Source organism: Pilosibacter sp. NGB245 (assembly GCF_057397225.1).
Window position 1 is genome coordinate 2,117,394 of the sequence record NZ_CM171584.1, and the last position, 23,718, is coordinate 2,141,111.

Below are 23,718 nucleotides of genomic sequence, written 5' to 3' on the forward strand. Positions count from 1 at the left end.
TCCTCCTTTATGCCTGTCCGCCGAACTCATCATAGATCTGGTCCACAAGGTTGTGGATCTCGTCTCTGCCGACGTTTTTGCAGATCCCGCGCGCCACGATCAGCGCAAGATCATTTTTCATCTCCTCCATCGTCCGCAGTTTATCCATATCCAGGGCGATCACGGCCCCGCGTCTGCGGTCCAGACGCAGGAAGCCTTCCTGTTTCAATACAGCATATGCCTTATTGACTGTATGCATGTTAATTCCGATCTCATCCGCAAGCTGTCTGACCGACGGAAGGCTGTCCCCGTCGTGAAGCACATCCATCGCAATGCCGCAGATGATCTGGTTGCAGAGCTGGGTGTAGAGCGCTTCCTCACTGTCAAAATCAATCTTCAATACCATTCTATCACCGTCTTTGTTTTAGATTTTTGATACCGGGACCGCGCAAACAGCCCCGGTATCATTGTATTCCATTTGTTATATGTGTATAGTAACAGATCGTATGGAATCCGTCAAGCGGAATCATGATTTCGACGTACATATGTTCTCTTCAGCTTTTTATTCCAGGTCCAGCCTTCCCTCCGCTGACCGGTTCACCGCGATCCGCTCGATCGTCCAGGCGATATCCGCGGCCTTACCTTTCAGTTTTTCCCAGGCATCCGGATCCTGGTATACACGAAACAGTGCTCCGAAGATCACGTCATATTCTCTTCTCGCACCTTCTGGAAGTCCCGTCGCCTCCGAGATCTCGTCAAAGCGGTATCGCGCAGCTTTCGGGAACTGGTCTTTTTTCATCTCATCCCCGGAATTTTCATAGATATATGCCCCGAATCCGTCCTTCACCGCATCCGGCTTTGAAAAACGCAGTTCCTTTTTCTTCTCGTCGAGGGAATAAAAACAGGAATACAGCGGGTTTCCTCTCTTATCTTTAAAACCCCGGTATTCCCCGCCGGACGGGTCATACACAAACCTCCAGCCGTCATCGCGGAATTTCTTTCTCCACCCATCCGGGAACGCATTGATAAATCCGGCAATCATGTTTTCTTCCTCCGGGCTCACATCTTTTTTCGTCCCATCCGCGTTCACTGCCCGGATATCCCCGGCCGGATCCGGCTGTCCGTCATAGTCAATATAGGAAAATCCGGCATATTCATTTACGCGCATGCTCCCGTCCGGACGAAACGCATAAGTCCTTCCCCGGATCGTGCGAACAGCCTCCTGATTCATCGTTCCGTTCGCATCGAACCAGTACCACTTTCCCTTATCCTGAAACCACTGGATCATCGCATTTCCAGAAGGATCATAATAGTACCAGTTTCCGCCGCCCGGACCGTCGTACTGCCAGCCCTCCGAGAGGGAACCATCCGTATTAAAGTGGTAACGGATGTTTCCGATCGTTCTCCATCCCGTCTCCATGATCCCGTTTTGATCAAAATGATACCACTCACCGTTAAGATCCTCCCAGGTGCCGCGCGCCGCTCTTCCGTCCGAATATTTGAACGTATACCCGGCATCCGTGAGTGTCCACGTCCCGTCCGCAGCGAATGACGTCATGGCATGTATGGCAGTCAGTGCGAGGGCTGCGGCCGTCAACGCATATTTTTTATTCTTCTTCACAGACAGTCCTCCTTTCCGCGTTTTCCGCTGTTTTCTGTTCGTTATGATCCGCAGCCAGTCATTTACAGAGTCTGACTTGTCGGCACAGATCTGCCGGCCGTCTGCTTTCTGACAGCCGGGCTGCCAAGCGTCCTGTCCGCCGCTGCTGTTAAATCTCCGTTCTCATCCACATCAGGAGCAGACGGATCCTTACTATTATCGGTTGAATCTGTGTGTAAAATCATTTATACTGAATAAAGGATTGTTTCATCCAAAGTCAGCATTTTCACGGACTCGGCCCCGTCAGAACAATACTGACCGCGGTTGATTTCTGGTCTGCAATCCTTTCGCCGTCCATCGAGGACAGGCGAATCCTTACTATTATTGACAAAGAAACTCACACGAAAGGATTTTTATATGAAACGATTTTTTGCCTGGGTGGGAATCCTCATCATCGCCGCGGTATTTCTCTCCCTCATCGTCCTGACATTCACCGGAGGTTCCGAAAATGTCATCATGGCACTTCTCTTCTGCGTCATCGTCATCCCGGTGATGCTCTACGGCTACGCGCTGATCTTAAAATATCTCCGCGGCAGGAACAAAAAAGACGATCAGCAGAATCCGTAATCCTTCGCCATCTTTTCCAGACGGTCAGCAGCCATTTTCAATGTCTCTCTCCCTCTGGAAAAATGCAGGCGGATATAGTTGTTCACCGGCTCCTTAAAGAAACTGGAGCCCGGCACTGCCGCCACACCATACTTCTTTATCATCCATTCACAGAACTCCAGATCTGTCCATCCGGAAAATTCCGGTCTCTCAAGGAATCCAGAAATATCCACAAGAACAAAATAGCTGCCCTGCGGAGTTGTGTGCGGGAGTCCCATCTGCTCCAGCCTTCCGCAGAGATAATCTCTCTTTTCTGTATAAAGGTCTTTCAGCCATTCATAATACTCCGGTCCAAATTTTAAGCCTGTGACTGCTGCTTCCTGAAGAGGTGCCGCAGCGCCCACCGTGAGGAAGTCATGAACCTTCTTTGCCGCCTCGATCACGCGCTCCGGTCCGATCAGATAGCCCAGTCTCCATCCGGTCATGGAATACGTCTTTGAAAGCGAGCTGCAGGTGATCGTCCGCTCGTACATTCCCGGGAGTGCCGCCATGGAAATATGACGGTTTCCATCATAAATAATATACTCGTACACCTCATCGGTGATCACAAATGCATCATACCACTTCGCAAGCTCTGCAATCTCCTCCATCTCTCCCATAGTAAATACTTTTCCGCACGGATTCGACGGATTACAGAGGATCAGCGCCTTTGCTCCGTCCCGAAACGCCTGCTCCAGGACCGCTCTGTCGTAATGGAAATCCGGCGGCACAAGCGGAATATAGATCGGGTCTGCCCCGGAGAGGATCGCGTCTGCCCCATAGTTTTCATAGAACGGGCTGAAAACCGCAACCTTGTCTCCCGGATTGCACACCGTCATCATCGCTGCCATCATGGCCTCCGTTCCTCCACAGGTCACAACGATCTCCTTATCCGGATCGATCGGACGATTCCATTTCTTTGTATACATGTCTGCCAGAGCATCGCGGAAATTTTTCGCTCCGAATGTGATCGAATACTGGTGAGGGCCATGTTCCACCGCCACCTTCAATGCCTCCAAGATCTCCTTCGGCGGATCAAAATCCGGGAATCCCTGGCTCAGATTGATGCTGCCCGGCGTCATATCGTTAATTCTCGTCATTCTCCGGATGACGGAGTCCGTAAATGTCTGTACTCTTCTGCTTAATTCCGGCATAGGAAAAACCTCTCTTCTGATGTATTTTGTCATTTATGATACCGCTGCCTCCTGAGCAATTACGCACTTGCGGGCCCTGCGGTCTTTTATCCTAGTATCATCTTACCACAACTGATCCGCGTGGCATATTTCTTTTTATTTACAATTTTATAAAAAGAACGGAATCCTACCTTAGTCAGAGATTCCGTTCTTATATTGTTTTCATCTTTATCTATCAGCGAAACTTTATCTCCGCTCTGTTCCTTCTCAAAATATCTTTCCGGACACACTCATTCATAGAATTATAAATTACACCATCCGCAACCATTTACATTTTTCCTATTTGCATCTCTTTTCTTTACCTTCTCCATGAAATAAGAATTCTCATAGAGAATCCGGCGCTCCCCCCTATAACGCAAAAAGACTCAAGTCTCACGACTTGAGTCTTTCGTGCGGAAGATGGGACTTGAACCCACACGATGTAACCACCACAAGATCCTTAGTCTTGCTCGTCTGCCAGTTCCGACACTTCCGCGTATCGGGTGTTTCAAGATTTCGTATCTCTCACCGACGCATATTAATATACCACACCTTTTCATGTTTGGCAAGTACTTTTTTAAACTTTTTTTATTTTTTTAATAGCATGTTTTATTTGTACAATTTGTATAACTGATAGCTATCAATTAACTTTATCCATAGTTTTTTCTCACGCTTCTCCCTTTACTCTCCACAGTCCAACCGCTGGGGCTTTGATGAAATAATACTCTTCCCCATTGTCCTCATACCAGCCCGTTTCCTTTCCCTTCGGCTGGTATTTTTTCATCATCGGCCCGATATCGGTCCACTCATAGCCCACGGATCTCATGATCTCCTCCGGCATAAGTTTTGGATCTGCCGCGTAGGTGATCTTAAATCTACCGTCCGACGAGCCGTGGATCAAGTGGGCCGCCGCCATCTCGATTCCGTTGAACTCCCCATTTTCATAGGCATTCTGTATCGTTTCCGTGCCGCTGTAACCGTATTTTCTGATACAGGAGTCTACCTCCTCATTCTCCCCAAAGGATTTTATCCCAGGTGCCAGGATCAGAAGTTCTCCTCCATCCGCGATCGCCATTCTTGTCCGGTAGACCGCTTTATTTCCAACCCAGGTACTGCCGAATTCCGCCGGATCCAGCCACGTGACAATCTTTTTCGCCCGTTTTGGAAGCCAGGTGATATTCTTCTTTTCCGCAAGTCTGCATGCCGCAGAAAACGTCTCCCGCTCCTCGCCAATATAGAAACCGTAGAGATCAGAATCCTGATGTTTCTCACAGGTCACCGTCAGCATGAATGTGATTTTAAGCTGATCCAGGAAATTTTTCTGGACATAGTCAAAGATCCGTCTCACCGGCGTATTTTCCCGTCCCATGATCTTCTCGATTCCGCAGATGGCGCTGATCATATGGGATTGGTTGCTCATGTCCCTGCCGCCGACTCCCACCAGCAGGTTTTTCGTGTAATTTGCCATTCCCACCACCTCATGGGGAACCACCTGACCGATGGATACGATCCGGTCAAACTCTCCTGAAAGAACGTTTCTGTTTAATTCAGCCGTAATCGCTCTCCTGTATGTTCCCCCGGTCGCTTCAGAAACAATCTCTTCCGGCACAATGCAGATATCTTCCGTGTCATTTTTCCAGTTATGACTTAAAAAACACACATCCGGGATTGCTCCGAAAAATCTGATTCTCTCTTCTCTCGTCATCTGCCGGTGTGTCCCCACCGCCGGCATAATCCGAACTTTGCATTCCCCAGATAATTTTTCATACAGATACGCGGTAATCTTTCCCGCATAAGAATAGCATCTCGTAATGTCCGGAGGCAGGATCAGAATCTTCTCTCCCTGTTTCACCTGGCTGATCCACGTTTCCAATATTCTCTTCCACTCATGATCCGCTAATGCCGCTTCTGATTTTTCTGCATAGATTTTCCGCCACAACGCAAAAAGACTCAAGTCTTTCAACTTGAGTCTTTCATGCGGAAGATGGGACTTGAACCCACACGATGTAACCACCACAAGATCCTTAGTCTTGCTCGTCTGCCAGTTCCGACACTTCCGCGTATCGGGTGTTTCAAGATTTTGCATCTCTCACCGACGCATATTAATATACCACACCTTTTCATGTTTGGCAAGTACTTTTTTGAATTTTTTAAAAAAAATATTTTTTTAGCAATATTCAAAAAACTGTTGACAAATCCATTCCCTTATACTATAATATATCTTGTCAATGAGATACGTCATCTGACGAGATGCAGAAGTGGCGGAATTGGCAGACGCGCACGGTTCAGGTCCGTGTGATAGCAATATCATGAGGGTTCAAGTCCCTTCTTCTGCACGAAGGGGCTGTCGCATTAGCAAATATTTTTTGCTGGGCGGCAGCCCTGCTTTATGCCCAAATGGCATCGAAATCGGTCACGTTTTCGATGCCATTCTTTATAAACGCAGTTCATTCCCAGGCATCCCTTTCGGCATGCCTTATTTCAGGCTGTTTTGTTTTCAACTATCAAAATCTATGCCCTTTTTAATGGAAAAAGATAACTTCCCGTTCTTCCGGTCTGAATCTTGCAATGAAGCTTATTGATATTTCGTCCCATCGCCAGAAGGATGCTCTCTGCCAGTGCATTTGCCTTTCCACGATACAGATATCTTCGAAAATTCATGTCCTCTTTTACGTCAGCAAAAGAACCTTCTGCCTGAATACTGCGATTCATACGGAGCATCGTTCCATACTCACTTGTGATCCGTTCCAGATCTTCTGCGCGTTTCTGGCTCATTGTTTTTGAAACCATCAGCACTTTATTGCGCTTTTCCATAGGTGTTTTGCAGTTGTTTCCCTTGATACATTCCGTTTTATAAGGACAACCAGTGCAGTCTGGGCTTCTGTAATAAGTTTTTACACTGACATATCCGCTAGTTGTTTTACTTCTGCGTTCATTTGTGACAGTTAGTTCCCTTCCGTTGAGGCAGATGTAGCTGTCTCTGTCTGCATGGTACTCCATGTTTTCCCTTCTACTGATGTCTTTTTTGTATTTTCGGGTCTTCGAAATCTCATAGTTCTGCGGCTTTATATAGGCGGTCTGTCCGTTTTCCTCAATGAAAAGATAGTTCTCTTCACTTTCGTACCCGGCATCTGCAACGACTTCTGAATACTTAAATCCCAGGTGATTCTCCATGTCTTTCAAAAACGGGATCAGGGTACGTGTATCGGTAGGGTGCGGGCTGATATCGATCCATGTGATGTATTCGGAATCCACTCCATGCTGAATGTTATAAGCAGGCTTTAACTGTCCATTCAGCATCGCGTCCTCTTTCATTCTCATGAAGGTTGCGTCAGGGTCTGTTTTGGAATAGCTGTTTCTATCCCCAAGCGTATACAGCTTTTTTGTATATTCCTTTAGTTTCTCCAGATATTGATCCAGCTGTTCCAGAGATTTCTGTAATTGTGTTTTTCTACGCCCGATTCCATGTACAAACACAATTCCCTCCTGCACTTTTATGCGGCACAACTGCTTCTTTAACCGTTTTAATGTGTGGATGGATATCCGGTCATGGTATACGGTCCTGATTCCATAGAGTTCTTCGCATTCAGCCACAAAAGAAGATAGTTTTGTGTATAACCGGGCCTGATTTTTCGTAATAGCCCGTTTCCATACAAAGGTATATTTATTGGCTGCAGACTCGATCTTGGTGCCATCAATAAAAATGGTCTTTCCTGAGATCTCACCAAGAAGATAGAGCAGATCTGACATTTGGGCAAGCAGTACCTTTGCACAAGCCGAAAAATGCAGGGAGATAAAACGCGCGATCGTTGCATGGTCAGGAGCCGGCATTCCTTCCAGGAGGTACATAAAGTTGATATCCCGTTTGCATGCCTTTTGGATATCCCTGCTTGAGTAGATTCGATTCATTGCTGCATAGATGACGAGTTTCAGCATCTGACGCGGCGTTGCCTGATTTTTTCTGATCCTGCTGTAAGTTTTATACAGTTCAGAAAGGTCCATTTCCTCCACAAAGGCACTTACCAGACGAACCGGATCATCAGATGGAATAGAAATCTCTAAATCCAGCGGAAGTTTGATTTGATAATACAGAGAAAAAGAGGTATAATCTCTCTGTATTATTTTGTTTAGTCGCATAAACTGATTATACCACGAACGCCGGGCTTTTCGAAGCTCGGCGTTTTGTGTTGGAAATATGAAATGAGCTGCCGCACGTTAGTGCGACAGCCCCTTTTTTGTTTAGTAGAAAGTTCCGATGGCACTTCCCATCACCAATTCGCCCGTTCAGTGCAATACGCATCTCGATCATCCCTCCCCTCTATTCCTTTCACTGCCATCCCATCACCGATAAAGCTCCAGACTTGGATCGTCGCCTCTGGGAAACCGTTTGAAAGCTGCAAACATTCCCACCGCCAGCCCAGCGCAGCGTCGGCATCCTCTCCGCCAACGCACAGCGCCGGCAAGACTCCGGGCATGGACCGCCCAATCCCATGAATCCGACTTTCTCTTAGTCTTCAGAAAAGCATTTCCGAAAGCTACAAACATCCCCATCACCAGCCCAGCGCAGCGTCGGCATCCTCTCCGTCAACGCACAGCGCCGGCAAGACTCCGGGCATGGACCGCCTGATCCCGGGAGCTGGTTTCCTCTTAGCCCGCAGGAGAATGCGTTGGAGAGCTGCGGACACCCCACAAACGCAAAAACCTTCCCGACAGATCACTCTATCAGGAAGGTTTTCTCTTATCTCACTGACAATTAAGCCAGTTTTGTTTTTGCTAACTCAGCAAGCTTTGCAAAGCCCTCTGCGTCGTTGATAGCCATATCGGATAATACCTTACGGTTCATAACAACACCAGCCTGCTTTAAGCCGAACATGAACTTGCTGTAGGAAAGACCGTTGATTCTAGCTGCAGCGTTGATACGAGCGATCCAGAGCTGTCTGAACTGTCTCTTTCTCTCTTTTCTGCCAGCGTAGGAGCTTGTTAAAGCTCTCATTACGGACTGCTTTGCTACTCTATACTGTTTGGAACGAGCTCCTCTGTAACCTTTGGCTAACTTGAGCACTCTGTTATGTCTCTTCTTGGCATTTAAGCCACCTTTAATTCTTGCCATTGCTTAATTTCCTCCTTAATCTTAATTCCGAAAACAAATTATAAATACGGTAAAATCTTCTTCATTACCTTGCTGTTTGTGATATCGGTAACGATGTCTTTTCTAAGATTTCTCTTACGCTTTGTGGATTTCTTAGTTAAGATATGGGACTTATAAGCTTTATTTCTCACTAACTGACCAGTTCCGGTCTTTTTGAAACGTTTTGCAGCTGCTCTGCTTGTTTTCATTTTAGGCATTGTTGTTTCCTCCTTAAAATTGTTCCCTTATCGTTTTGCAGTTAAAAACATTACCAGGCTTCTTCCCTCTACTTTGGAAGGCTTATCGACAACAGCGATATCGGAAAGTTTCTCAGCGAAATCATCCAGAATATACTTCGTCTGGTTCATATGAGCCATCTCACGACCGCGGAAACGAAGCGTAATTTTTACCTTGTTGCCTTTTTCGATGAACTTTCTCGCAGATCCGATCTTTGTATTCAGATCGTTTGTATCGATATTCGGGGAAAGACGAACTTCCTTCACCTCAACCGTTTTCTGCTTCTTTTTCGCTTCCTTCTCCTTACGGATCATCTCATACTTGTATTTGCCGTAATCAATGATCTTACATACCGGCGGCTTCGCTGCCGGAGCAATCTTTACAAGATCCAGTTCTGCATCTCTCGCCATTTTGTAAGCGTCTTTTGCAGACATGATTCCAAGCTGCTCACCATTTTCTCCAATTAAACGAACTTCCTTATCACGGATCTGCTCGTTAATCATTAACTCGCTAATAGCCGTACACCTCCAACTCTCATACTCTACATATGTCGATAGAAAAGAAAAAGCAGATAGGTAACTATCCGCTCGTAACTGCATTGGTTTGGCATGCTGCTGCATGATAAAAACCGATGTCTATGAACCCGGGTCACTTACTCGTGCCAGGGTGAGGCGGATACCTGCTTTCCTGTCAGTTGTTCTCACAACTTATGTAAGTTTACTATAGGAATCCCGTTTTGTCAATCCCTTTCTTTAAAAAAATCATCAGACGTCGCGCTCTCCGTATCAGGTCGATAAGCCGCGTGAAAAAGCCGGAACGCACAGAACGCAGCCGGATTCCATGTCCGCTGCGTCCCGTCACTTCCTTTTTTTATTTTTCCCTGAAGCTCGCACACTCTGTCTGTCCGACCGCCATAGCCCCGTCACCGGCGATCGTGATCCGCTCTGCCCGGCATGTGCGGTCATCATTGTAAAGGCAGTTCATCACATCGCAGTCGACCTGCAGCTTCGATTCCGGTGTCTTAAAGAGGTTCTTAAAAAGACCTCCGCGATTTTCCTCAAAACTCCCGCAGCAGGTATCACAGCAGTTTCTCGCCTGTGCGCCCTCCACGAGGATCGTATTTTTACAGCAGCATTTTTCCGCGTTGTGAACACATGTTGTCACTGTACAGTCCAGTTTTGTCATAACATGACCTCCTTTTCTTTTCAGAGATCATTATGAACAAAAAGGTCCCGGATTATTCACCACGGAACCTTTTTCTGGCATATCTGCACCACGCAGTCGTTATTTTCTGCCTGTTTTACGCCTCTTCCACCGGATATTTCAGTCTCTTCAGGCGTTCCATCAGCGTGCTGCTGTCCTTCATGAGCGGATAGATCGTAACGATCGGCTTGTCATTCTTATCGATCAGTTCATAACTCACGATCGAACCCGTCTTTTTCTTCTTATACACGACCGCTTTTTTCAGATCCGTAAATGGGACCACTTTTTTCCTTCCGATCACAGGATTCACCCGGATCGTCTTTCCATCGATCGTAGTCTTCCATAAAAGCCCCCAAAGAGCAAACAGGAGACCAGCGATCCCGCAGATAACATAGAATGCCTTGATAAACGGTTTTCCATCCGCTGCCGGATTCATAAAAAAGCTCCCCATTGTCAATACATCCACGATCCCCATGAACGGCACCACCAACGTATACTTCAGTTTGAGTGTCGGCAGTTTCTCGATCTGCATCTTCTCTTCTTTCTTGATCTTCATCCCCACAATCCTCTCCGTTTTATTTTTCGCGCAGATCACTCATCCCGCACAGTCCCTGTCCCAGGCAGGAAGTTTTGATCCATTTACGCATTTTTTACTTTCTCGATCACCTTATTGCAGCGTTTCTCAAGGAAGCCTCCAAAAGTCTCCTTCTTCCCGCGGTAAAAACCGGCTTTCTCCACCGGTATCGCAAGAGAACGGTTCCAGAAGATCATATAATATTTGCTGGTCTCCTTGATCCATGCGATCCCTTCGTACTGGTACTCCGTGATGATCCCCGGACGCTCCACGGTAAAGGTATCCTCATAGAAATTCAGGGTGCAGCGCTCTCCTTTTAAGCCGGAACTCTCCAGAAGCTGCAGAGCCTGATTTTTATCTGCCGATATCGAATTTGTCTTTTTCCCGGAAGTCTCCCCGTTCTGTCTCTCATTCATTCGTCTCAAGACCACCGCTACCACAAGGCCGCAGAGCACTGCCTGCAGGATCCTCGTAGACGTTTCAAGCTGTCCGAACGCCATGTAAACAGCTGCTCCCACAAGAAGCGCCATCAATGTATCCTTCAGTCCGAAATCCGGGAGCTGAAACCGGATCTTCTTTCCGTTTTCTTCCTTCGGCATCATCCTCGGTTTGGATGCCACGACCTGATGATAAAACATATCTTCATCATATGTTGATCTTACTGCGTATATTGGTTCCATCCTGCACCTCCTATCGTACCGTGAGCTGTTCCATCGGAAGATGACATTTTTCCGTGAGGAAACCTGCAAGTTCCGTGGAATTTCCCTGCACCGCGTCATCCTTCATGAAATACCGGACCACATTTCCGCGTTCCACGATCACATACATGCCGGACATATCGATGAGACGTCCCACATTATCGTACTTCACACGGGATTTCTCATTCTTTCCGACAACCTCATATCCGTCATCATAGAAGCGGTATTCCCACTGGTAATTGTCATCCATCTTTCCTGCCTCAAACTGCAGATGGATCTGTTTCTTCGCATCCATCCAACCTTTGAGGAGCGCATATCCGCCGAACAGGAAGCCCATGGCACAAAGGATCCCGATCATCATCAGCGCATCCCCGATCGTGCCTCCGACGATCGCCTTCGCTGCCATGCAGAGCAGGAACACCCCCAGAAAGATCGACATGATGCGTTTTCCGCCGGACTGGAAACCAAGTTTCCGGACTCCTTTTTCCAGATGAAGCAGCTTTTCTTCCGTCACATGGTGCCGGATGATAAACCTCGCATCCTTTTCATTCCGTAATTCCATCTTATTCCTCCTTGTGTCGCAACTATTTTTTCAGAACTATTACTGGAAGACAATGATCGCCGCTGTCAGGCTCACGATCCCCAGAATGATCGATGCCGAGTTCACTGCACTGGCCAGATTGATATCTCCATCAAGCATGGACGTATACGCGACTCCGAGCGCCGATACCGGACCAAACATCAAGATCGCAAGTGTTCTGCGGATCTCCTGGGAAAATGGAAGGAACTGATAAAACAGGACCGCCAGGACCGCCGAGATCATGAAGCGGGTTCCCAGGATCTTCGCCACACTGCCTGTCTGTTCTCTCGTCATATGTAATTCCAGTCCCAGACCGATCATTATCATGGAAAGGAATGTATTGGCATTTCCCACCGTCTCAGCAACCTGGTCCGCAAAGACCGGAAGCCGGAGTCCCGCCATGGTCAGCGCCGTCATGATCACATAGCAGTCAAAAGGAACCGACTTTAAAAGCTGCACCACGATCCTGCGGATCTGGTGTTTATCCCCGTTTCCTCCTTTTCCGGCAACTGACATCGCCACTGCATAGGAACCGCCGGTACAGACCACCGCGTTTCCCGTATCAAAGAGACTCGTGCACGCCACGCCGGGCGCACCTAAAAATCCCTGGACGAACGGCATGGTAAAACATCCAATATTATATCCCGAAGCATTCACAAGACCAAAGGCCTTCTGCTCTCTCGTTCCCCTTGCGAACAGTCCGTAGCCGATCACCGCGTACGCGCCGCTGCACAGGAAGCCGATCAATACGATCACCAGCATGGAGACATCCATGGTCGCCTGGCCGAAATTATGGATGATCGCCGCCGGCAGTGTGATCTTTGTGACAAGTTTTGAGAAGACCGGAAGATCCGTCTGATGCAAAAGACCAATCTTTTTTAAACCGTATCCCATCAGGATGATCAGAAAAAAACATCCCGCTTTCAATAATACTGCACTCATTTTTCATGTCCCTCTTTTTATGTCTTTTTGGCAGAAATATAAACAAAGGTTATTATATCTCAAAGTCGCGATCGAATCAATCACTCTTTTCCATCCGGAAAAGTATTGATCCCATATCCCAGAGTGATTTCACATAGCGATTTCGTTTTTCCCGCACTGGACAGTTTTCTGTTCTGATGTTATACTTGTTCTGTTCTCATACAGTTTTCAGGGAGGTTTTTTACCATGTCCGAAGAAAAAGATGCAAAAATTCAGGAACTGGAAGCCGAGATTGCCCGTTTGAAAGAAGAAAATTCAAAGCTTCAGGAGACTGTCCAGTGGATGCATGACCTGATCTGGAAGATGGTCCGTGACCGCGAGGGGCAGAAAGGAGATCCTGCCGATGGTACATACGCTTGTTCCGATGTCCGTGAAGATCAAGATCAAAAACTTTGAGACACCGGCACGGCTGATCAATCACATGGAATTATCCTGTGCAGTTGGTATGGCATGCCGCGAGGCTTCGCTCCCATGCCCGGTGGGAACTGCAGGAATGGGGCTCAAAGAGTTCGTAAAGTCGGTTCCGGATACTATTTTTTCAAGTCCGGCCGTCAATGAGAAATTGAAGGTTCTGATCCGCAATTATATCTATAAGAAGGGCGAGGTTCTGGATGACGACTCACTGATCACCCTGAAACTCGGATATGAAGAATCTTAGGTGTGGCTGCCGCGAGCCAGGTCAGCCGCATAATCTGATCCGGATCCGGATCATAATGGAAGGAGTTTACAGCGATGGGAATTACTGAAAAAGAGTTTCTCGATAAAATGATCGCGCTGGCAAAAGCAGGCGAGGATGAAATGGAGCATTTAAAATGCATGTTTTACGCATGGGCAGAATTTTTCGAAGCTGACGATGAGACCGTAAACGGGATTGCCGAACTTCTCGCTGACGCCGCGGAGATTTCCGATAAAGATGCGTTTATCAAAAATTTAAACTGTATTTTATAATTGCAAAAAGACCGGATCCTGCGTAAAGAACGGATCCGGTCTTTTTTGTTTACGCGAATAACGAGCCAAAGTCCGCGCTTGCGCGAGACCTTGGCGACTGTCGTGATAACTTCCCGTTACGCAAAAAGGTTCATTTTTATTCCTCTGTGCTGTCATCTTCCGGGCAGAGATACTCGATCAGAGCGTCCTGCTCTTTTCCGGACAGGCGGAAGAAACCTTCGCCTACGCAGAGGTAACCATCTTCAACATAAACTTCGCTGGAATCAAAATACTCGCCTTTCGCGAACTTGCGGTTTAATTCCGCATTGATCTCGCCGTAGTTTTCCACTCCAAAGATCTTGTTCTTCTTCTGTTCGATCTTCATTAAGTGATAATATGCTTTCTTTAAGTAATCGCCCCGTTTTTTCATAAGAGTTCTCCTTTGCTTTTTATATTCTCTGTAATAAAAGTGTACGGGATAATGCTGAGTTTGTCAATCAGGTATCCTGTTTCTTTAAAAAAATAAGAACCCCGCAACCCCGCATAAACACTGGATTTCTCGAGATTCTTATAAGTGGACCTGAGGGGAATCGAACCCATAACCATAGATTCCATGATAGCTCCATAAATAGCGTTTTCCCTTATTTTATGCAGGTTTCGCAGGAATTTTATAAACCTATTTCTTACTGTTTTTTCTCCCAAAAACGCTCTTTTTCGCAACTATGCAACACGAAATGCAACACAAGAACTAAAACTGAAGAGGAATCGTCCCTACTCTTTCTAATAGGGAAGGATCCATTGTCGTCGTGTGATATCTGCACTTTTTTAAATCTTGTCACAAAATAGAATCTTTTGCGTTTATATAGGTAGACACTAACTTAAGGAGAAAAAATAATGCTTGTATTTCCAGAAGAAAATTTAAGGTCCATCCGGATCATAACGACAACTATTCCGATTGCGATTGCCTGCTACAGCAAAAGAGATGAAGAACTCGTAATAGGCTTTGAATCAAACATTGAAGAAAATGGATATGACTATCTTGAAGTTGTGACCTGGTGTCGGGACAATGGACTGCTCTGCTCATCCTACCGCGAGATAAAAGGTGTTAGTTTCAAACTTCAATAAGTCTAAGGCGACACCCTGAACACAGGCGCCGCATTTCCCTACTTCTCTACATACCACACTTCCATCGCTCCACTTGATCTGCTGTGCCAGCACGCGCCCTGCAGGTCACCATCCTCCTGGAGATAATACCAGTCTCCGGAGCCGTCAGCCGGATCCACCTGCTTTGTGTCTGGATTCCACCGATGCCAGCCGGTCCGGATGTATCCGTTTGCTCCGAAGAGGTAATGGTGGTGGTTGATCAGACGCCAGTCCGATGCTACCCAGGATCCGTCCTCGTTTTGCCACCACCAGCCGTGCGCATCATGCTGCCAGCCCGGAGTGATGGTCTTCTGCTCCGTCGCTGGCCATGTCTTCATGAACTCTTCCGGGGTCTTGTAATGTTTCTTTATCCCACTGGTACTGCTACCCCAGTCTGGAAGCTGGAAGTGAGGTTTGTCCACGATGGATTTCCAATTTCCACCCCATTCGAGACCAAGTGCCACTCCGATCTTCCCGACTTTGGAAAAGAATCCATCTTTATCATAATAGGCACCGCGGCCGTCGGCTCTGTAAATATCAAACGCCACTCCCCACTGATGATAAGAGCTGTAGCTGCTGCCTTTCGCATTCGTGACAATAGTCCCCGGCTTTGTGCGTCCCTGAGCATACAGGGCATCCTGCTCTGCCGTGGTGCGTAGCGTCTCACCGATTTTGATCTGCAGTCCCTGCTTCTCGCATTCCTTGATAAGCTCCGCGGCCAGACACTGGAGTCGCGGATGGCATAAAGTAATATCTCTCACGTGATCACCTTCCTATTCTGCAAATACCCAATCATCAGCAAGCATATCCGCTTGTGATGCCAACCATCCCATCTGCACTCCAGATGTGCCCACAAATGCAATGGCTTTGTTGCCAATGGCATCATGCTCGCAATTCACAATCTGCCCGGATGCGTTCACATAGCTGATATTGGTTGCAATCTCAATGTACTGGCTTTTGCCATTCCATCCCTGTCTTGCTACTTTTAAACCACGTTTCAGATAGCGGATAGCGTCTGCAAATGAGAATGTAGCAGTACCGCCCAGCACCGGACAGTTTTTCTCATCTGCAATCTCCCATTCTTCAGACTGCATATTCATGAGCGTGTACTCTACACACTGGGTCTCTCTGATATCAAGGAGATCTCCCTGATCAGGATCCTTCTGTCTGCACCGCATCATAATGGTTTCTTTTTCAGAATCCCAGTACCAGTATCCGCCCCAGCCTGGAAGTTTCACCTTAGCTCCGGATTTCATTTTTTCAAATGCTTCTTTAAATTTCATTTTTTACCTCTTTTCTTTCATAAAAGTTGACAGCCCGGAAGGATATCCCCTCCGGGCTGTTGCGACAACGCAACGGCCATTCCCCGGACCGTGACGGGAGATATTCGGATCACCTCCTCCTAATCTTTCAGATTTGTTTCATTGCTGCTATCGATTTTATCTTTCAGAACTGCAATGTACTTCATCAGCCATTCAGGTACCGGTGCACCCATGCGACCGGCGTTTTCTGTAATTGATAAGGCTTCATTCAATAAGTACCACACCGTTGTAAGAAGGGACAGCATCGCAGATGGCAAATGATATCCGAGATTTCCAGATGTCTTTGCTAAGATGTAATCAATTACAATTGCCACAGTGATCACAAATAAATATGCGATCTTCTTTGCGATTCCCTTTGCTCCTTTTTTACTGGACCAACCATATGATGTGTCTCCCGGATGATCAATCGCTTCCACCATACTCGCAATCATCCCACTGATATAGTCAACGACCATTAAAAAGACAAGCAGTCCCAGCAAATAAAATGTGATTCCCAATTTTTCAGACAAAAAAGCAATCACTCCAGTTGCAATCAACTGGATCGTTGTGCACGTACCTCTGTTCATTCTCATTTCTCCTTTTGATTTTCTTACTATATTGTATGTTTGTCCGTCAGATCAGTCTGTAGTGTGGCCGTTCCTCCCCGAACTTTCGGTACCGGATCCAGTCGTCCAGGACGATTCCGACCAGTGCCACCGGCAGCCACATAAGAAAGTACTGCGGACAGATCTGCCCCAAGAGGTTGCCCGGAAGCCCGCTGTAGTCCCAGACTCCCCAGCCGAGCCACAGATTGACGATGCAGCCAGTCAAGAACTCTAATGTTGTGATTCCGACCGCACCGATGAGGACCTGCTGCCATAACGGCATCTGCCAGGGAAGAACCTCGTTGATCAATCCCAGAAATACGAAGCAGATCCCACCGAGTAAAAACATGGTCCAGTGACTCCGGCCGCGCCAGATCAGTTCGATCAATATGTAAAGCAGTCCGCCAACATTAAACAGGAACAGATATTTGTTCAGTAGTCTGTGACTCATCCACATCACTCACACCTTCTTTCATTGATGCAATATATGCCTTGAGGACATCTGACTGGTACTGTTCCGGCACATCTGCACCATAATAGATCTTCTGGATCTCATCTGCTGTCTCACATCCTGCGATCCACATGTTTACGGCATTGCAGTAGGTCGTGTGGTAAGATACGAAAGCCATTGCCATGGATGTAATAATCTGCATATCCTTAGCGCTGTAGTATCGGCATGGCTGACCGTCCGCGTGGTACTCAAGCTCAGTGGTGCCTGCTGCAAGCTGTACCTGCTTACCGAAGAGATTGAGCTGATCATGCTCCGTAAGTGAAAAATGCTCCGTGGATCCGTCCGACAGCTTGACATCGACTCCGGAATAGATAGCGTTCTCACATGCCTGACTGATTTCCCGCTTTTTCGCTGCCTGTAGTTCTTCCAGCGTCGGAACATACGGCTCCGGCGGAAGGATCTCGCCACCAGTATCCGGATCCGGTGTCTGGTACACGCTGCTATCATCTGACAGATAGACTGTCTGGCCCTCATCGCGATATACTGTAGTCCATCCCGTCAGCGTTGCGCATTCGATGCCGCCGTCCGTGTATAGGGTGATATCTCCCCATTTTGTCGGCGGTGTACCCACGAAGACAATCTGCATCACGTGTGGTTCGATCGTCTGGATGCTCCGGATCTCGTATGACTTGCTTGATCCCTTGATTTTGATTTTTTCCATGGAATACCTCCTAAAAAAATAATTTTTTGTATATAAAAAGGACCCTCGCGGATCCTGAGTTTTCAAATTTATGTGATTTGTAGTTGATTTTTGTGTTGATGAGTTGATTTTTCTCTTTTTCCTCAATTGTATAGTGACAAGGCCGATGTATCTGCTTTGAATTCATATGCTACGAAAAGCGAACTAACTGCATCTAAAAACGGATACCCAGGTGTTAAGACTATCAAAAGTCTTAGCTCTGCCGGTCAATTGACGCAGGCGGGTTCTTATCATTTTGAAGCGATTACTGCTGACGTCAATAAGGATGCTGGGACAGAAATATTTTCAGAGTATAATATGGGGGATTTTTATGCTCTTTTGCTCGGAGAAGATAGCAATTCAAATGACGGATGTAACTTTGGCACATTATTGATTGCTTCTCCTCGCATCAATAATGGAATTTGGATCTGCACAATCTGGCAGAAAAAAATGATACATTGGTATAAAATTGCGAAAATATCAACTGATTAGGCAACACAAAATACTGCTTCCCCACAAAATGAGCTTCCTGATGGAGTTGTTATACCAGCATTAGTCGACCAGTTCCATAAATTGATATCGCCGCTTGTTGTAAATGCTAAAATTCTCGATTCATTGGACTGCTGACGCAAAATAAGAGATCTACACTCAAAGTTTGGGCGGAATCCATTGGGAATAACTCCTAATTTTAATACATTATAACCAGATACTTCAGATGTTGTTGTTACTGTAATATGCGCAACTACGATTTTCCCATATTTATAAAACTTGATGTATGATTCATCAGTGACATTTTGCTTCGACTGTAAAGCTGCGGAAGAAACAACGAGATCTGACTTTAAAACATAATCGGATAACATTGATATTGTCGCAAGCCGATACTGTTCCTGCCATGTATTATTTCTCAATATTGTAACCGCGGCACTATTTTTTTCTAAAATAAGCTGGTTTGGACCATCTGGGGTATCAATAATTATTGTTGCAAATCGTCCATCACTTTTTTGCCAATTAACGTAACCACCAATCATTTCACCGCCAATAGAAATTTTTTTCCCCATGTCACTATACAATTAAGCCGGTCAGTCAGATCTGCTGTTTCCCGCCGTCATATCTCCGCGCATAGCAAACAAGCAGCCGTTTCCGCCTGCCTAAAAATCATATTTTTTTGCTCTTATGCGTACTTCCGGTGGGACGCTTTCACCTGTTCTTCCTTAACGGTGCAATATATGAGAGTTGTATCCAGCTTTTCGTGACCAAGAAACTCCTTCACCTGTTCTATCGGCATTCCACGCGCAAGCAAATCCGTAGCAATTGTCCGCCGGAACCGGTGCGGATGTGTCTTTTCTACTCCGGCCCGGGCACCCAGTTGCCGGAGCATGTACTGAATCCCGGCCACCGTCAGACGACGATCCGGATGATGCTCCGCACCGAATAGTGGCTCAGAATCCTGGGCCTTCCGGTCCTTCAGATACCGTTTTAAATAAAACTTCGCGCTATCCGTCAAGTACGTCTTTCTCTCCTTGCTTCCCTTACCATACACAATTAGTTCCTGTCGTCCCATTTCTATGTCTTTTACATCTAACGCTGCCATTTCTGAAACTCTGACGCCGGTCGAATATAAAAATTCAATCATCGCCCTGTCTCTCACTCCTGGACACGCATCGCGCAACCGCTCCATTTCTTCAGCCGAAAACGGCTTCTTTATCTCTTTTTCCAATTTTAATGTGCCGACTTTCTTTACCGGATTTCCCCGGACAAGTTCTTCCGTTACCAAAAAGTCCCAGAAACTGGATAAATAGTGCAACCTTGTCTGCACAGTGATTGCTTTCATTCCTTTAACTTCGCGCATATACCCGTAATACATCCGGAGATCCATGCTTGTTATGTCCGCAATGCTTTTACCCAAAAAGGTCATCACATTCCGGACTTCCTTCACATAGTGTTCCAAGGTTTTTCTCTTCCTGTTCATCGCGATCTTGCTGGCCACAAACATTCTGATCCGCGCTTCATCCCCATCTTCTTCAGTATTCACCAGTTCGGTACATTCCTCCCGAAGCTCTTTTCCATGAAAATTCATGTAAAGTACATTGCTGAGATGTTCTAACTGCTCTGGATCCAGCCGCGACGTCATCGCATTAAGTACGTTTTTGATAATCTGCTCTATCATAAAAGCCTCCTTTCCTTCACATTTCATTGTAAAGGATGGAGGCTCTGATAGGGCATTTACCCAAAACACATACTCAATTGTATAGTGATTTGAATACCACAAATAACAATTTGAATAAGAAGGTCGACAGCACGTCCTTGTCAAGCTATGCCCTAAAGTCGGAAGTGCTGATTTATCGCGGCGACTTTGCAGGAGACTTGAATGGTGCATCATCCTCGAAAATTCCTATCGGAATCTATAATATCGGAGCTGTTGATACCATCTCGAACGGTCCCGACAACGCACAATGGTGTCTGTTTATTCAGCTCCCGGGTATATATTGCACTCAAATAATGTGTATTGGTGGAGACAATGGAGTTGTGACAAGGCGATTCATTGGAGACCCAAAGGTCTGGACGTCATGGACTTAAATCATGATTTTGGCATAAAGAACACCTATAAAAATCGTAGTATTTTTTTGTGTTCCGTTTAAATTAGACACATCGATTTTAGCATTTTTACCTTCATCCCGGAAATAAGCATTCCATACAAAGCATGATGGATCTATACACCAAGCTCGCAGAATACCTACATATTTATATCCAGATGGAATATCACAAGTGATATCATGTGTTGATGTAGAATAAGGAGATCCGTTTGGTATAGTAACATCCGCGGATATTTGTCTCGCCACAACAAAATTTGACAAATCACTATACAATTGAGTGTACAGGTCCTTCAGCACCTTCCCCTGCGCCGCTGAAAGAGGAAGCCCAGCATTGTCTGTCACGCAGTTATTAACGATCTGCCCGGCATGCAATACGAACTGCAGTCCGGCTTTTAAATTTCTGAAGAACTGGAAGAAATTCATCTTCGACTTCATGGTTTCAAGAAAACTTGGAAAGCTGCTGATCCCTTCCACCGTTCCGGAATCATCAAACTCTGGGGTCTCAATATCCATAATATCCTGCACTGTTGCAGTTCCGGCCGGATTCACGGTAAGCGTGATCTGTGACGCATTCTGCACTGTGTGCTGAATATTGTATATGTACGCTGACGGGGAGATGTCACTCTGCACCGGCATTTCATCTGGCGTTGTCGCTTGTGTGACAGAAAATAATGTTTCCGCTCCGCCCTCAATCTTGGCATAGAGTCCGATCGTCTCGATTCGATACGTCTGATCCACTCCATCATTATCGAAGCGGACACTCACCTGTGCCACATTTCCGCCCAGTACTTTACTGTCAAATGGCAGCACACTCTGCACCACATCCTGTAGCCCAGTCAGTGCCGGAACATCGGTTCCCACCGGATATGAATAACTTGATGTTTTTGCGCTTGTGAAAATTAAAGGTTTCTCATTCGCTAACGCTTGCGCAATAAGGTTCTGTCCGTTCTCTGTTACAATGGCCGCTCTATATACTCCCATCGTTTTTTCCTCCTATTCGTTCGATATTGTCTGAATCTTGGTGCCTGATACCGCTCCACCTGTATTTGCCGCCTCTTCGATGTCATAAACGGTATGTCTGTAAATTGTCTGTACAAATACCCGTGAAACGGCTCCTGCTGCGTACAGGCGGCACGGAACACGGTTTGTTGTCTGCTGATTGGCAAGGATCTGAATGTGAGCTGGAACAACATCCCACAAAAGATCATAAAGAAGGTCGATCGCCCCGTAACGGTCTGATGTAACTTTTATCTTCAGCTTACAAGCTGCTGAATCAACGGACATCTCATATCCGTCTTCCCCGTACAGCTCCGTGAGCTTGTCTCTCAGAAATTCAATGGAAAAGGGAACGATCGTGTTGTATTTCTGCAGTACCCGTGCTCTCCGGTATTCCATCGTGTCTCCAAAACGATACGTGATCCCCAGGAGCTTTTCATAATACGCAATCGTTTCCTCATCACAGGTTGCGATGTAATTGTTGTCCTTCACCTTCTCGCTTGTTTCATCAAGCTTGTCAAGACTGTATCCATGTGCTTTTAATATCTCTCTGAATTCGATGATTGGCCGGAAGTATTCCGGCAACTGTCCTCTTAAAGTTTCTTCCGCTCTACTCACCGTTGATCACCACCGTCCCCAGTACCGGCACCTGCTGCAATGCAGATGTCTCTGTAAGCTTCAGATCTCCGCTGACGCCGTTGATCTTTACATTGGACACATTGACAACATCCTGGATCGTTAGGATGGAATAGATGATCCTGGACGCGTAGACCGTGACCGCATACGTGATCTGATGGGATTTTATAGCATCTCCCCATGCTTTACAGAGCGTATCCAGATATTCCTGAATCTTCTGCCTGATCTGATTTTTATAGGTTTCAACACCGTTCGGCATCATCTCTACAAAATCGATGTCACATGTAATATTTAAAGTCAACGCTGTGCCTGTTGTGATCGTCACTGCCGCGCCGATCGGTGCGATCCCATATCCGTCTGCGGATGGTACGCTGCCGCCATCTTCCGGCGGGCAGATGATATTCTGAACTTTCTGGACTGTAGCTGGAAGCGCCGGCCGGAGATCATCCCCGAGGATGCTGCAGAGGACGGTCCCGCCGCCCTTCCATGCCGGATATACCTGCACGGCTCCAACTCCTTCAATTGACAGAATCTCATTTTTATAAGAGGAGATATTTCCGCCGAATGCAGCGACATCAAACGTCTCATAGAACCGGCTTCTCAGCGCTTCCTCCGTCTCCTCTTCCGTTCCGGCCATGATGATATCTCCCAGAACTGCGGAGGTAAGATTTTCCACCGGCGTAATTGGGAGCAGATTCCCGGAATAGTTGTTTCCGGATATTCCCGTATCCTTGCACTGCATCGCATAGACGTATTCCGGCCCGCCTCCGGAGATCCGGTCTCCGGTCACGAAGATCTGGGAATCTGCCCCGTTGATCGTCTTGAATTCCGACCCGGATGGAACTGCGGTGTTAAAGGTTCCTTTCCGGACTGCTGCCGTTGCCTGTTTTCTGGTAAGTCCTCGCGTCTGAACGATCTTATCCAGGCAGTCACCGACCGCAGTGGCCGGATAGGCGTTATCCTGAATCTGCTTTAAGATCATGTAAACCCCTTCCAGATACCAGGCCGCCGGTCCAATCGCTGCCTGGATCATGCTGCCTTCCCTGGTGTCAATGTTGGGATCCACCTGGTCCAACATCTCTTTCTGAATCGCTTCCCTTGTATATCCGCTAAAATCGATCACACACTCACCTCCTCCGTCAATGTTCCATATACCGTTTTCACATCAAAGCTGCAGCTCAGCTCTCCCGGTATTTTTTCCGTAAATACAAAATTTTCCACTGTAAGGATTCGGCTGTCTCCTGAAAATGCATCTTCGATCCGGCGGGGGAGTTCACTTTCGATGTAATCCCGTTCTTCTCCCACCAGGTTCTCCAGTTCACTTCCAAAATCAGACGAATAGATCTGCCACCGGAACCGTTCAATCTGAAGGATGATCTCCACGGCCTGACGCATTGCAGGAAGTCCTTCATCCATGCCGGAGACCTGTTTCGATGACCAGTCGATCAGGAATGTCCTTGTCGGTTTTTCCACATGATGCAGGGTCACATCAAGCCCCACACCTTCCGGTAATACTGCCATGATGACCT

Annotated in this window: 31 protein-coding genes and 3 tRNA genes; 7 read left to right on the plus strand and 27 right to left on the minus strand. The window is 46.8% G+C overall.

Annotated features, from left to right (window positions below; genetic code table 11):
* Nucleotides 1-7 precede the first annotated feature (7 nt).
* Both ACXMYH_RS09490 and ACXMYH_RS09495 read right to left on the minus strand, forming a co-directional pair.
* On the minus strand, nucleotides 8-385 hold the full coding sequence (locus ACXMYH_RS09490) for a GntR family transcriptional regulator (RefSeq protein WP_118298427.1): 378 nt from the start codon (nucleotides 383-385) through the stop codon (nucleotides 8-10).
* A gap of 156 nt (nucleotides 386-541) precedes the next feature.
* Nucleotides 542-1,600 carry an N-acetylmuramoyl-L-alanine amidase family protein gene (locus ACXMYH_RS09495; RefSeq protein WP_486554758.1) on the minus strand — a complete coding sequence of 353 codons (1,059 nt, stop codon included), beginning with the start codon at nucleotides 1,598-1,600 and terminating at the stop codon, nucleotides 542-544.
* 396 nt (nucleotides 1,601-1,996) lie between these two features.
* Here ACXMYH_RS09495 and ACXMYH_RS09500 point away from each other — a divergent pair, with 396 nt between their 5' ends.
* The gene (locus ACXMYH_RS09500) at nucleotides 1,997-2,206 is read left to right on the plus strand and encodes a hypothetical protein (protein ID WP_147352380.1); all 210 of its coding nucleotides are present in this window, start codon (nucleotides 1,997-1,999) and stop codon (nucleotides 2,204-2,206) included.
* Here the strand turns inward: ACXMYH_RS09500 and ACXMYH_RS09505 are convergent.
* The 4 genes from ACXMYH_RS09505 to ACXMYH_RS09520 form a co-directional block, all read right to left on the minus strand.
* Nucleotides 2,191-3,378 (minus strand): pyridoxal phosphate-dependent aminotransferase, encoded by a 1,188-nt coding sequence (locus ACXMYH_RS09505; protein WP_486554759.1) that lies wholly within the window; start codon nucleotides 3,376-3,378, stop codon nucleotides 2,191-2,193. The two genes, ACXMYH_RS09500 and ACXMYH_RS09505, sit on opposite strands and share 16 nt — an antisense overlap.
* Nucleotides 3,379-3,808: 430 nt before the next feature.
* Nucleotides 3,809-3,892: transfer RNA gene (locus tag ACXMYH_RS09510), tRNA-Leu, on the minus strand.
* 171 nt (nucleotides 3,893-4,063) lie between these two features.
* On the minus strand, nucleotides 4,064-5,269 hold the full coding sequence (locus tag ACXMYH_RS09515) for a nickel-dependent putative hexonate epimerase (RefSeq protein WP_486554760.1): 1,206 nt from the start codon (nucleotides 5,267-5,269) through the stop codon (nucleotides 4,064-4,066).
* Between the two features lie 103 nt (nucleotides 5,270-5,372).
* A tRNA-Leu gene (locus tag ACXMYH_RS09520) sits at nucleotides 5,373-5,456 on the minus strand.
* A 192-nt stretch (nucleotides 5,457-5,648) separates the two neighbouring features.
* On the opposite strand from ACXMYH_RS09520, the gene ACXMYH_RS09525 reads away from it, so the two are divergent.
* Nucleotides 5,649-5,732 (plus strand) — tRNA-Leu (locus tag ACXMYH_RS09525).
* 175 nt (nucleotides 5,733-5,907) lie between these two features.
* Here the strand turns inward: ACXMYH_RS09525 and ACXMYH_RS09530 are convergent.
* The 9 genes from ACXMYH_RS09530 to ACXMYH_RS09570 form a co-directional block, all read right to left on the minus strand.
* A complete protein-coding gene (locus ACXMYH_RS09530) occupies nucleotides 5,908-7,533 on the minus strand; it encodes an IS1182 family transposase (protein WP_486554761.1) in 1,626 nt (541 codons plus the stop codon).
* A gap of 616 nt (nucleotides 7,534-8,149) precedes the next feature.
* Complete coding sequence (rplT, locus tag ACXMYH_RS09535; RefSeq protein ID WP_118298422.1) at nucleotides 8,150-8,506, minus strand: 50S ribosomal protein L20; 357 nt, start codon at nucleotides 8,504-8,506, stop codon at nucleotides 8,150-8,152.
* 38 nt (nucleotides 8,507-8,544) lie between these two features.
* Complete coding sequence (gene rpmI / locus ACXMYH_RS09540; protein WP_021906099.1) at nucleotides 8,545-8,742, minus strand: 50S ribosomal protein L35; 198 nt, start codon at nucleotides 8,740-8,742, stop codon at nucleotides 8,545-8,547.
* A gap of 27 nt (nucleotides 8,743-8,769) precedes the next feature.
* On the minus strand, nucleotides 8,770-9,264 hold the full coding sequence (gene infC / locus ACXMYH_RS09545; RefSeq protein ID WP_118298421.1) for a translation initiation factor IF-3: 495 nt from the start codon (nucleotides 9,262-9,264) through the stop codon (nucleotides 8,770-8,772).
* Nucleotides 9,265-9,631: 367 nt separating this feature from the next.
* Nucleotides 9,632-9,946 carry a DUF1540 domain-containing protein gene (locus ACXMYH_RS09550; protein ID WP_118322093.1) on the minus strand — a complete coding sequence of 105 codons (315 nt, stop codon included), beginning with the start codon at nucleotides 9,944-9,946 and terminating at the stop codon, nucleotides 9,632-9,634.
* A 115-nt stretch (nucleotides 9,947-10,061) separates the two neighbouring features.
* On the minus strand, nucleotides 10,062-10,520 hold the full coding sequence (locus tag ACXMYH_RS09555; RefSeq protein ID WP_118529723.1) for a DUF6560 family protein: 459 nt from the start codon (nucleotides 10,518-10,520) through the stop codon (nucleotides 10,062-10,064).
* 83 nt (nucleotides 10,521-10,603) lie between these two features.
* Nucleotides 10,604-11,218 (minus strand): YcxB family protein, encoded by a 615-nt coding sequence (locus ACXMYH_RS09560; protein ID WP_118529722.1) that lies wholly within the window; start codon nucleotides 11,216-11,218, stop codon nucleotides 10,604-10,606.
* Nucleotides 11,219-11,228: 10 nt separating this feature from the next.
* A complete protein-coding gene (locus ACXMYH_RS09565; protein ID WP_118529721.1) occupies nucleotides 11,229-11,798 on the minus strand; it encodes a hypothetical protein in 570 nt (189 codons plus the stop codon).
* Nucleotides 11,799-11,837: 39 nt separating this feature from the next.
* Nucleotides 11,838-12,758, minus strand: coding sequence for an AEC family transporter (locus tag ACXMYH_RS09570; RefSeq protein ID WP_118529720.1), 921 nt, complete (start codon nucleotides 12,756-12,758; stop codon nucleotides 11,838-11,840).
* Between the two features lie 225 nt (nucleotides 12,759-12,983).
* On the opposite strand from ACXMYH_RS09570, the gene ACXMYH_RS09575 reads away from it, so the two are divergent.
* From ACXMYH_RS09575 to ACXMYH_RS09585, 3 genes are all read left to right on the plus strand, one after another.
* Nucleotides 12,984-13,193: a hypothetical protein gene (locus tag ACXMYH_RS09575; RefSeq protein ID WP_118529719.1), complete on the plus strand. Its 210-nt coding sequence runs from the start codon at nucleotides 12,984-12,986 to the stop codon at nucleotides 13,191-13,193.
* The gene (locus ACXMYH_RS09580) at nucleotides 13,141-13,455 is read left to right on the plus strand and encodes a DUF3837 family protein (protein ID WP_486554762.1); all 315 of its coding nucleotides are present in this window, start codon (nucleotides 13,141-13,143) and stop codon (nucleotides 13,453-13,455) included. Before ACXMYH_RS09575 ends, ACXMYH_RS09580 begins: the two co-directional genes overlap by 53 nt.
* 74 nt (nucleotides 13,456-13,529) lie before the next feature.
* On the plus strand, nucleotides 13,530-13,745 hold the full coding sequence (locus ACXMYH_RS09585; protein WP_486554763.1) for a hypothetical protein: 216 nt from the start codon (nucleotides 13,530-13,532) through the stop codon (nucleotides 13,743-13,745).
* 136 nt (nucleotides 13,746-13,881) lie between these two features.
* Here the strand turns inward: ACXMYH_RS09585 and ACXMYH_RS09590 are convergent, their stop codons facing one another.
* Nucleotides 13,882-14,154, minus strand: coding sequence for a hypothetical protein (locus ACXMYH_RS09590; protein ID WP_118529716.1), 273 nt, complete (start codon nucleotides 14,152-14,154; stop codon nucleotides 13,882-13,884).
* A 464-nt stretch (nucleotides 14,155-14,618) separates the two neighbouring features.
* Here ACXMYH_RS09590 and ACXMYH_RS09595 point away from each other — a divergent pair, with 464 nt between their 5' ends.
* The gene (locus tag ACXMYH_RS09595) at nucleotides 14,619-14,849 is read left to right on the plus strand and encodes a hypothetical protein (RefSeq protein WP_486554764.1); all 231 of its coding nucleotides are present in this window, start codon (nucleotides 14,619-14,621) and stop codon (nucleotides 14,847-14,849) included.
* A 38-nt stretch (nucleotides 14,850-14,887) separates the two neighbouring features.
* Here the strand turns inward: ACXMYH_RS09595 and ACXMYH_RS09600 are convergent, their stop codons facing one another.
* The 5 genes from ACXMYH_RS09600 to ACXMYH_RS09620 form a co-directional block, all read right to left on the minus strand.
* On the minus strand, nucleotides 14,888-15,628 hold the full coding sequence (locus ACXMYH_RS09600) for a M15 family metallopeptidase (RefSeq protein WP_486554765.1): 741 nt from the start codon (nucleotides 15,626-15,628) through the stop codon (nucleotides 14,888-14,890).
* Nucleotides 15,629-15,640: 12 nt separating this feature from the next.
* Entirely contained in the window at nucleotides 15,641-16,150 is a 510-nt protein-coding gene (locus tag ACXMYH_RS09605; protein ID WP_486554766.1) for a DUF2829 domain-containing protein, read from the minus strand.
* 119 nt (nucleotides 16,151-16,269) lie between these two features.
* The gene (locus ACXMYH_RS09610; protein WP_486554767.1) at nucleotides 16,270-16,755 is read right to left on the minus strand and encodes a phage holin family protein; all 486 of its coding nucleotides are present in this window, start codon (nucleotides 16,753-16,755) and stop codon (nucleotides 16,270-16,272) included.
* A 46-nt stretch (nucleotides 16,756-16,801) separates the two neighbouring features.
* Nucleotides 16,802-17,122, minus strand: a complete 321-nt coding sequence (locus ACXMYH_RS09615) for a putative ABC transporter permease (RefSeq protein WP_486554768.1) — start codon at nucleotides 17,120-17,122, stop codon at nucleotides 16,802-16,804.
* Nucleotides 17,123-17,183: 61 nt separating this feature from the next.
* Complete coding sequence (locus tag ACXMYH_RS09620) at nucleotides 17,184-17,945, minus strand: DUF4376 domain-containing protein (protein ID WP_486554769.1); 762 nt, start codon at nucleotides 17,943-17,945, stop codon at nucleotides 17,184-17,186.
* A gap of 156 nt (nucleotides 17,946-18,101) precedes the next feature.
* Here ACXMYH_RS09620 and ACXMYH_RS09625 point away from each other — a divergent pair, with 156 nt between their 5' ends.
* Nucleotides 18,102-18,455, plus strand: a complete 354-nt coding sequence (locus ACXMYH_RS09625) for a hypothetical protein (protein ID WP_486554770.1) — start codon at nucleotides 18,102-18,104, stop codon at nucleotides 18,453-18,455.
* On the opposite strand, the gene ACXMYH_RS09630 is transcribed toward ACXMYH_RS09625, so the two are convergent.
* The 6 genes from ACXMYH_RS09630 to ACXMYH_RS09655 all read right to left on the minus strand — a co-directional run bounded on the left by ACXMYH_RS09630 (nucleotide 18,452) and on the right by ACXMYH_RS09655 (nucleotide 23,710).
* On the minus strand, nucleotides 18,452-19,021 hold the full coding sequence (locus ACXMYH_RS09630; RefSeq protein ID WP_215702765.1) for a hypothetical protein: 570 nt from the start codon (nucleotides 19,019-19,021) through the stop codon (nucleotides 18,452-18,454). The two genes, ACXMYH_RS09625 and ACXMYH_RS09630, sit on opposite strands and share 4 nt — an antisense overlap.
* Before the next feature lie 113 nt (nucleotides 19,022-19,134).
* A complete protein-coding gene (locus ACXMYH_RS09635) occupies nucleotides 19,135-20,199 on the minus strand; it encodes a tyrosine-type recombinase/integrase (protein WP_486554771.1) in 1,065 nt (354 codons plus the stop codon).
* Between the two features lie 337 nt (nucleotides 20,200-20,536).
* On the minus strand, nucleotides 20,537-21,538 hold the full coding sequence (locus tag ACXMYH_RS09640) for a hypothetical protein (RefSeq protein ID WP_486554772.1): 1,002 nt from the start codon (nucleotides 21,536-21,538) through the stop codon (nucleotides 20,537-20,539).
* Between the two features lie 12 nt (nucleotides 21,539-21,550).
* A complete protein-coding gene (locus ACXMYH_RS09645) occupies nucleotides 21,551-22,171 on the minus strand; it encodes a putative phage tail protein (protein ID WP_486554773.1) in 621 nt (206 codons plus the stop codon).
* Nucleotides 22,164-23,312, minus strand: coding sequence for a baseplate J/gp47 family protein (locus ACXMYH_RS09650; protein WP_486554774.1), 1,149 nt, complete (start codon nucleotides 23,310-23,312; stop codon nucleotides 22,164-22,166). The genes ACXMYH_RS09645 and ACXMYH_RS09650 overlap by 8 nt, the downstream gene beginning before the upstream one ends.
* Nucleotides 23,309-23,710 carry a DUF2634 domain-containing protein gene (locus ACXMYH_RS09655; protein WP_486554775.1) on the minus strand — a complete coding sequence of 134 codons (402 nt, stop codon included), beginning with the start codon at nucleotides 23,708-23,710 and terminating at the stop codon, nucleotides 23,309-23,311. The genes ACXMYH_RS09650 and ACXMYH_RS09655 overlap by 4 nt, the downstream gene beginning before the upstream one ends.
* Between the last annotated feature and the right edge of the window lie 8 nt (nucleotides 23,711-23,718).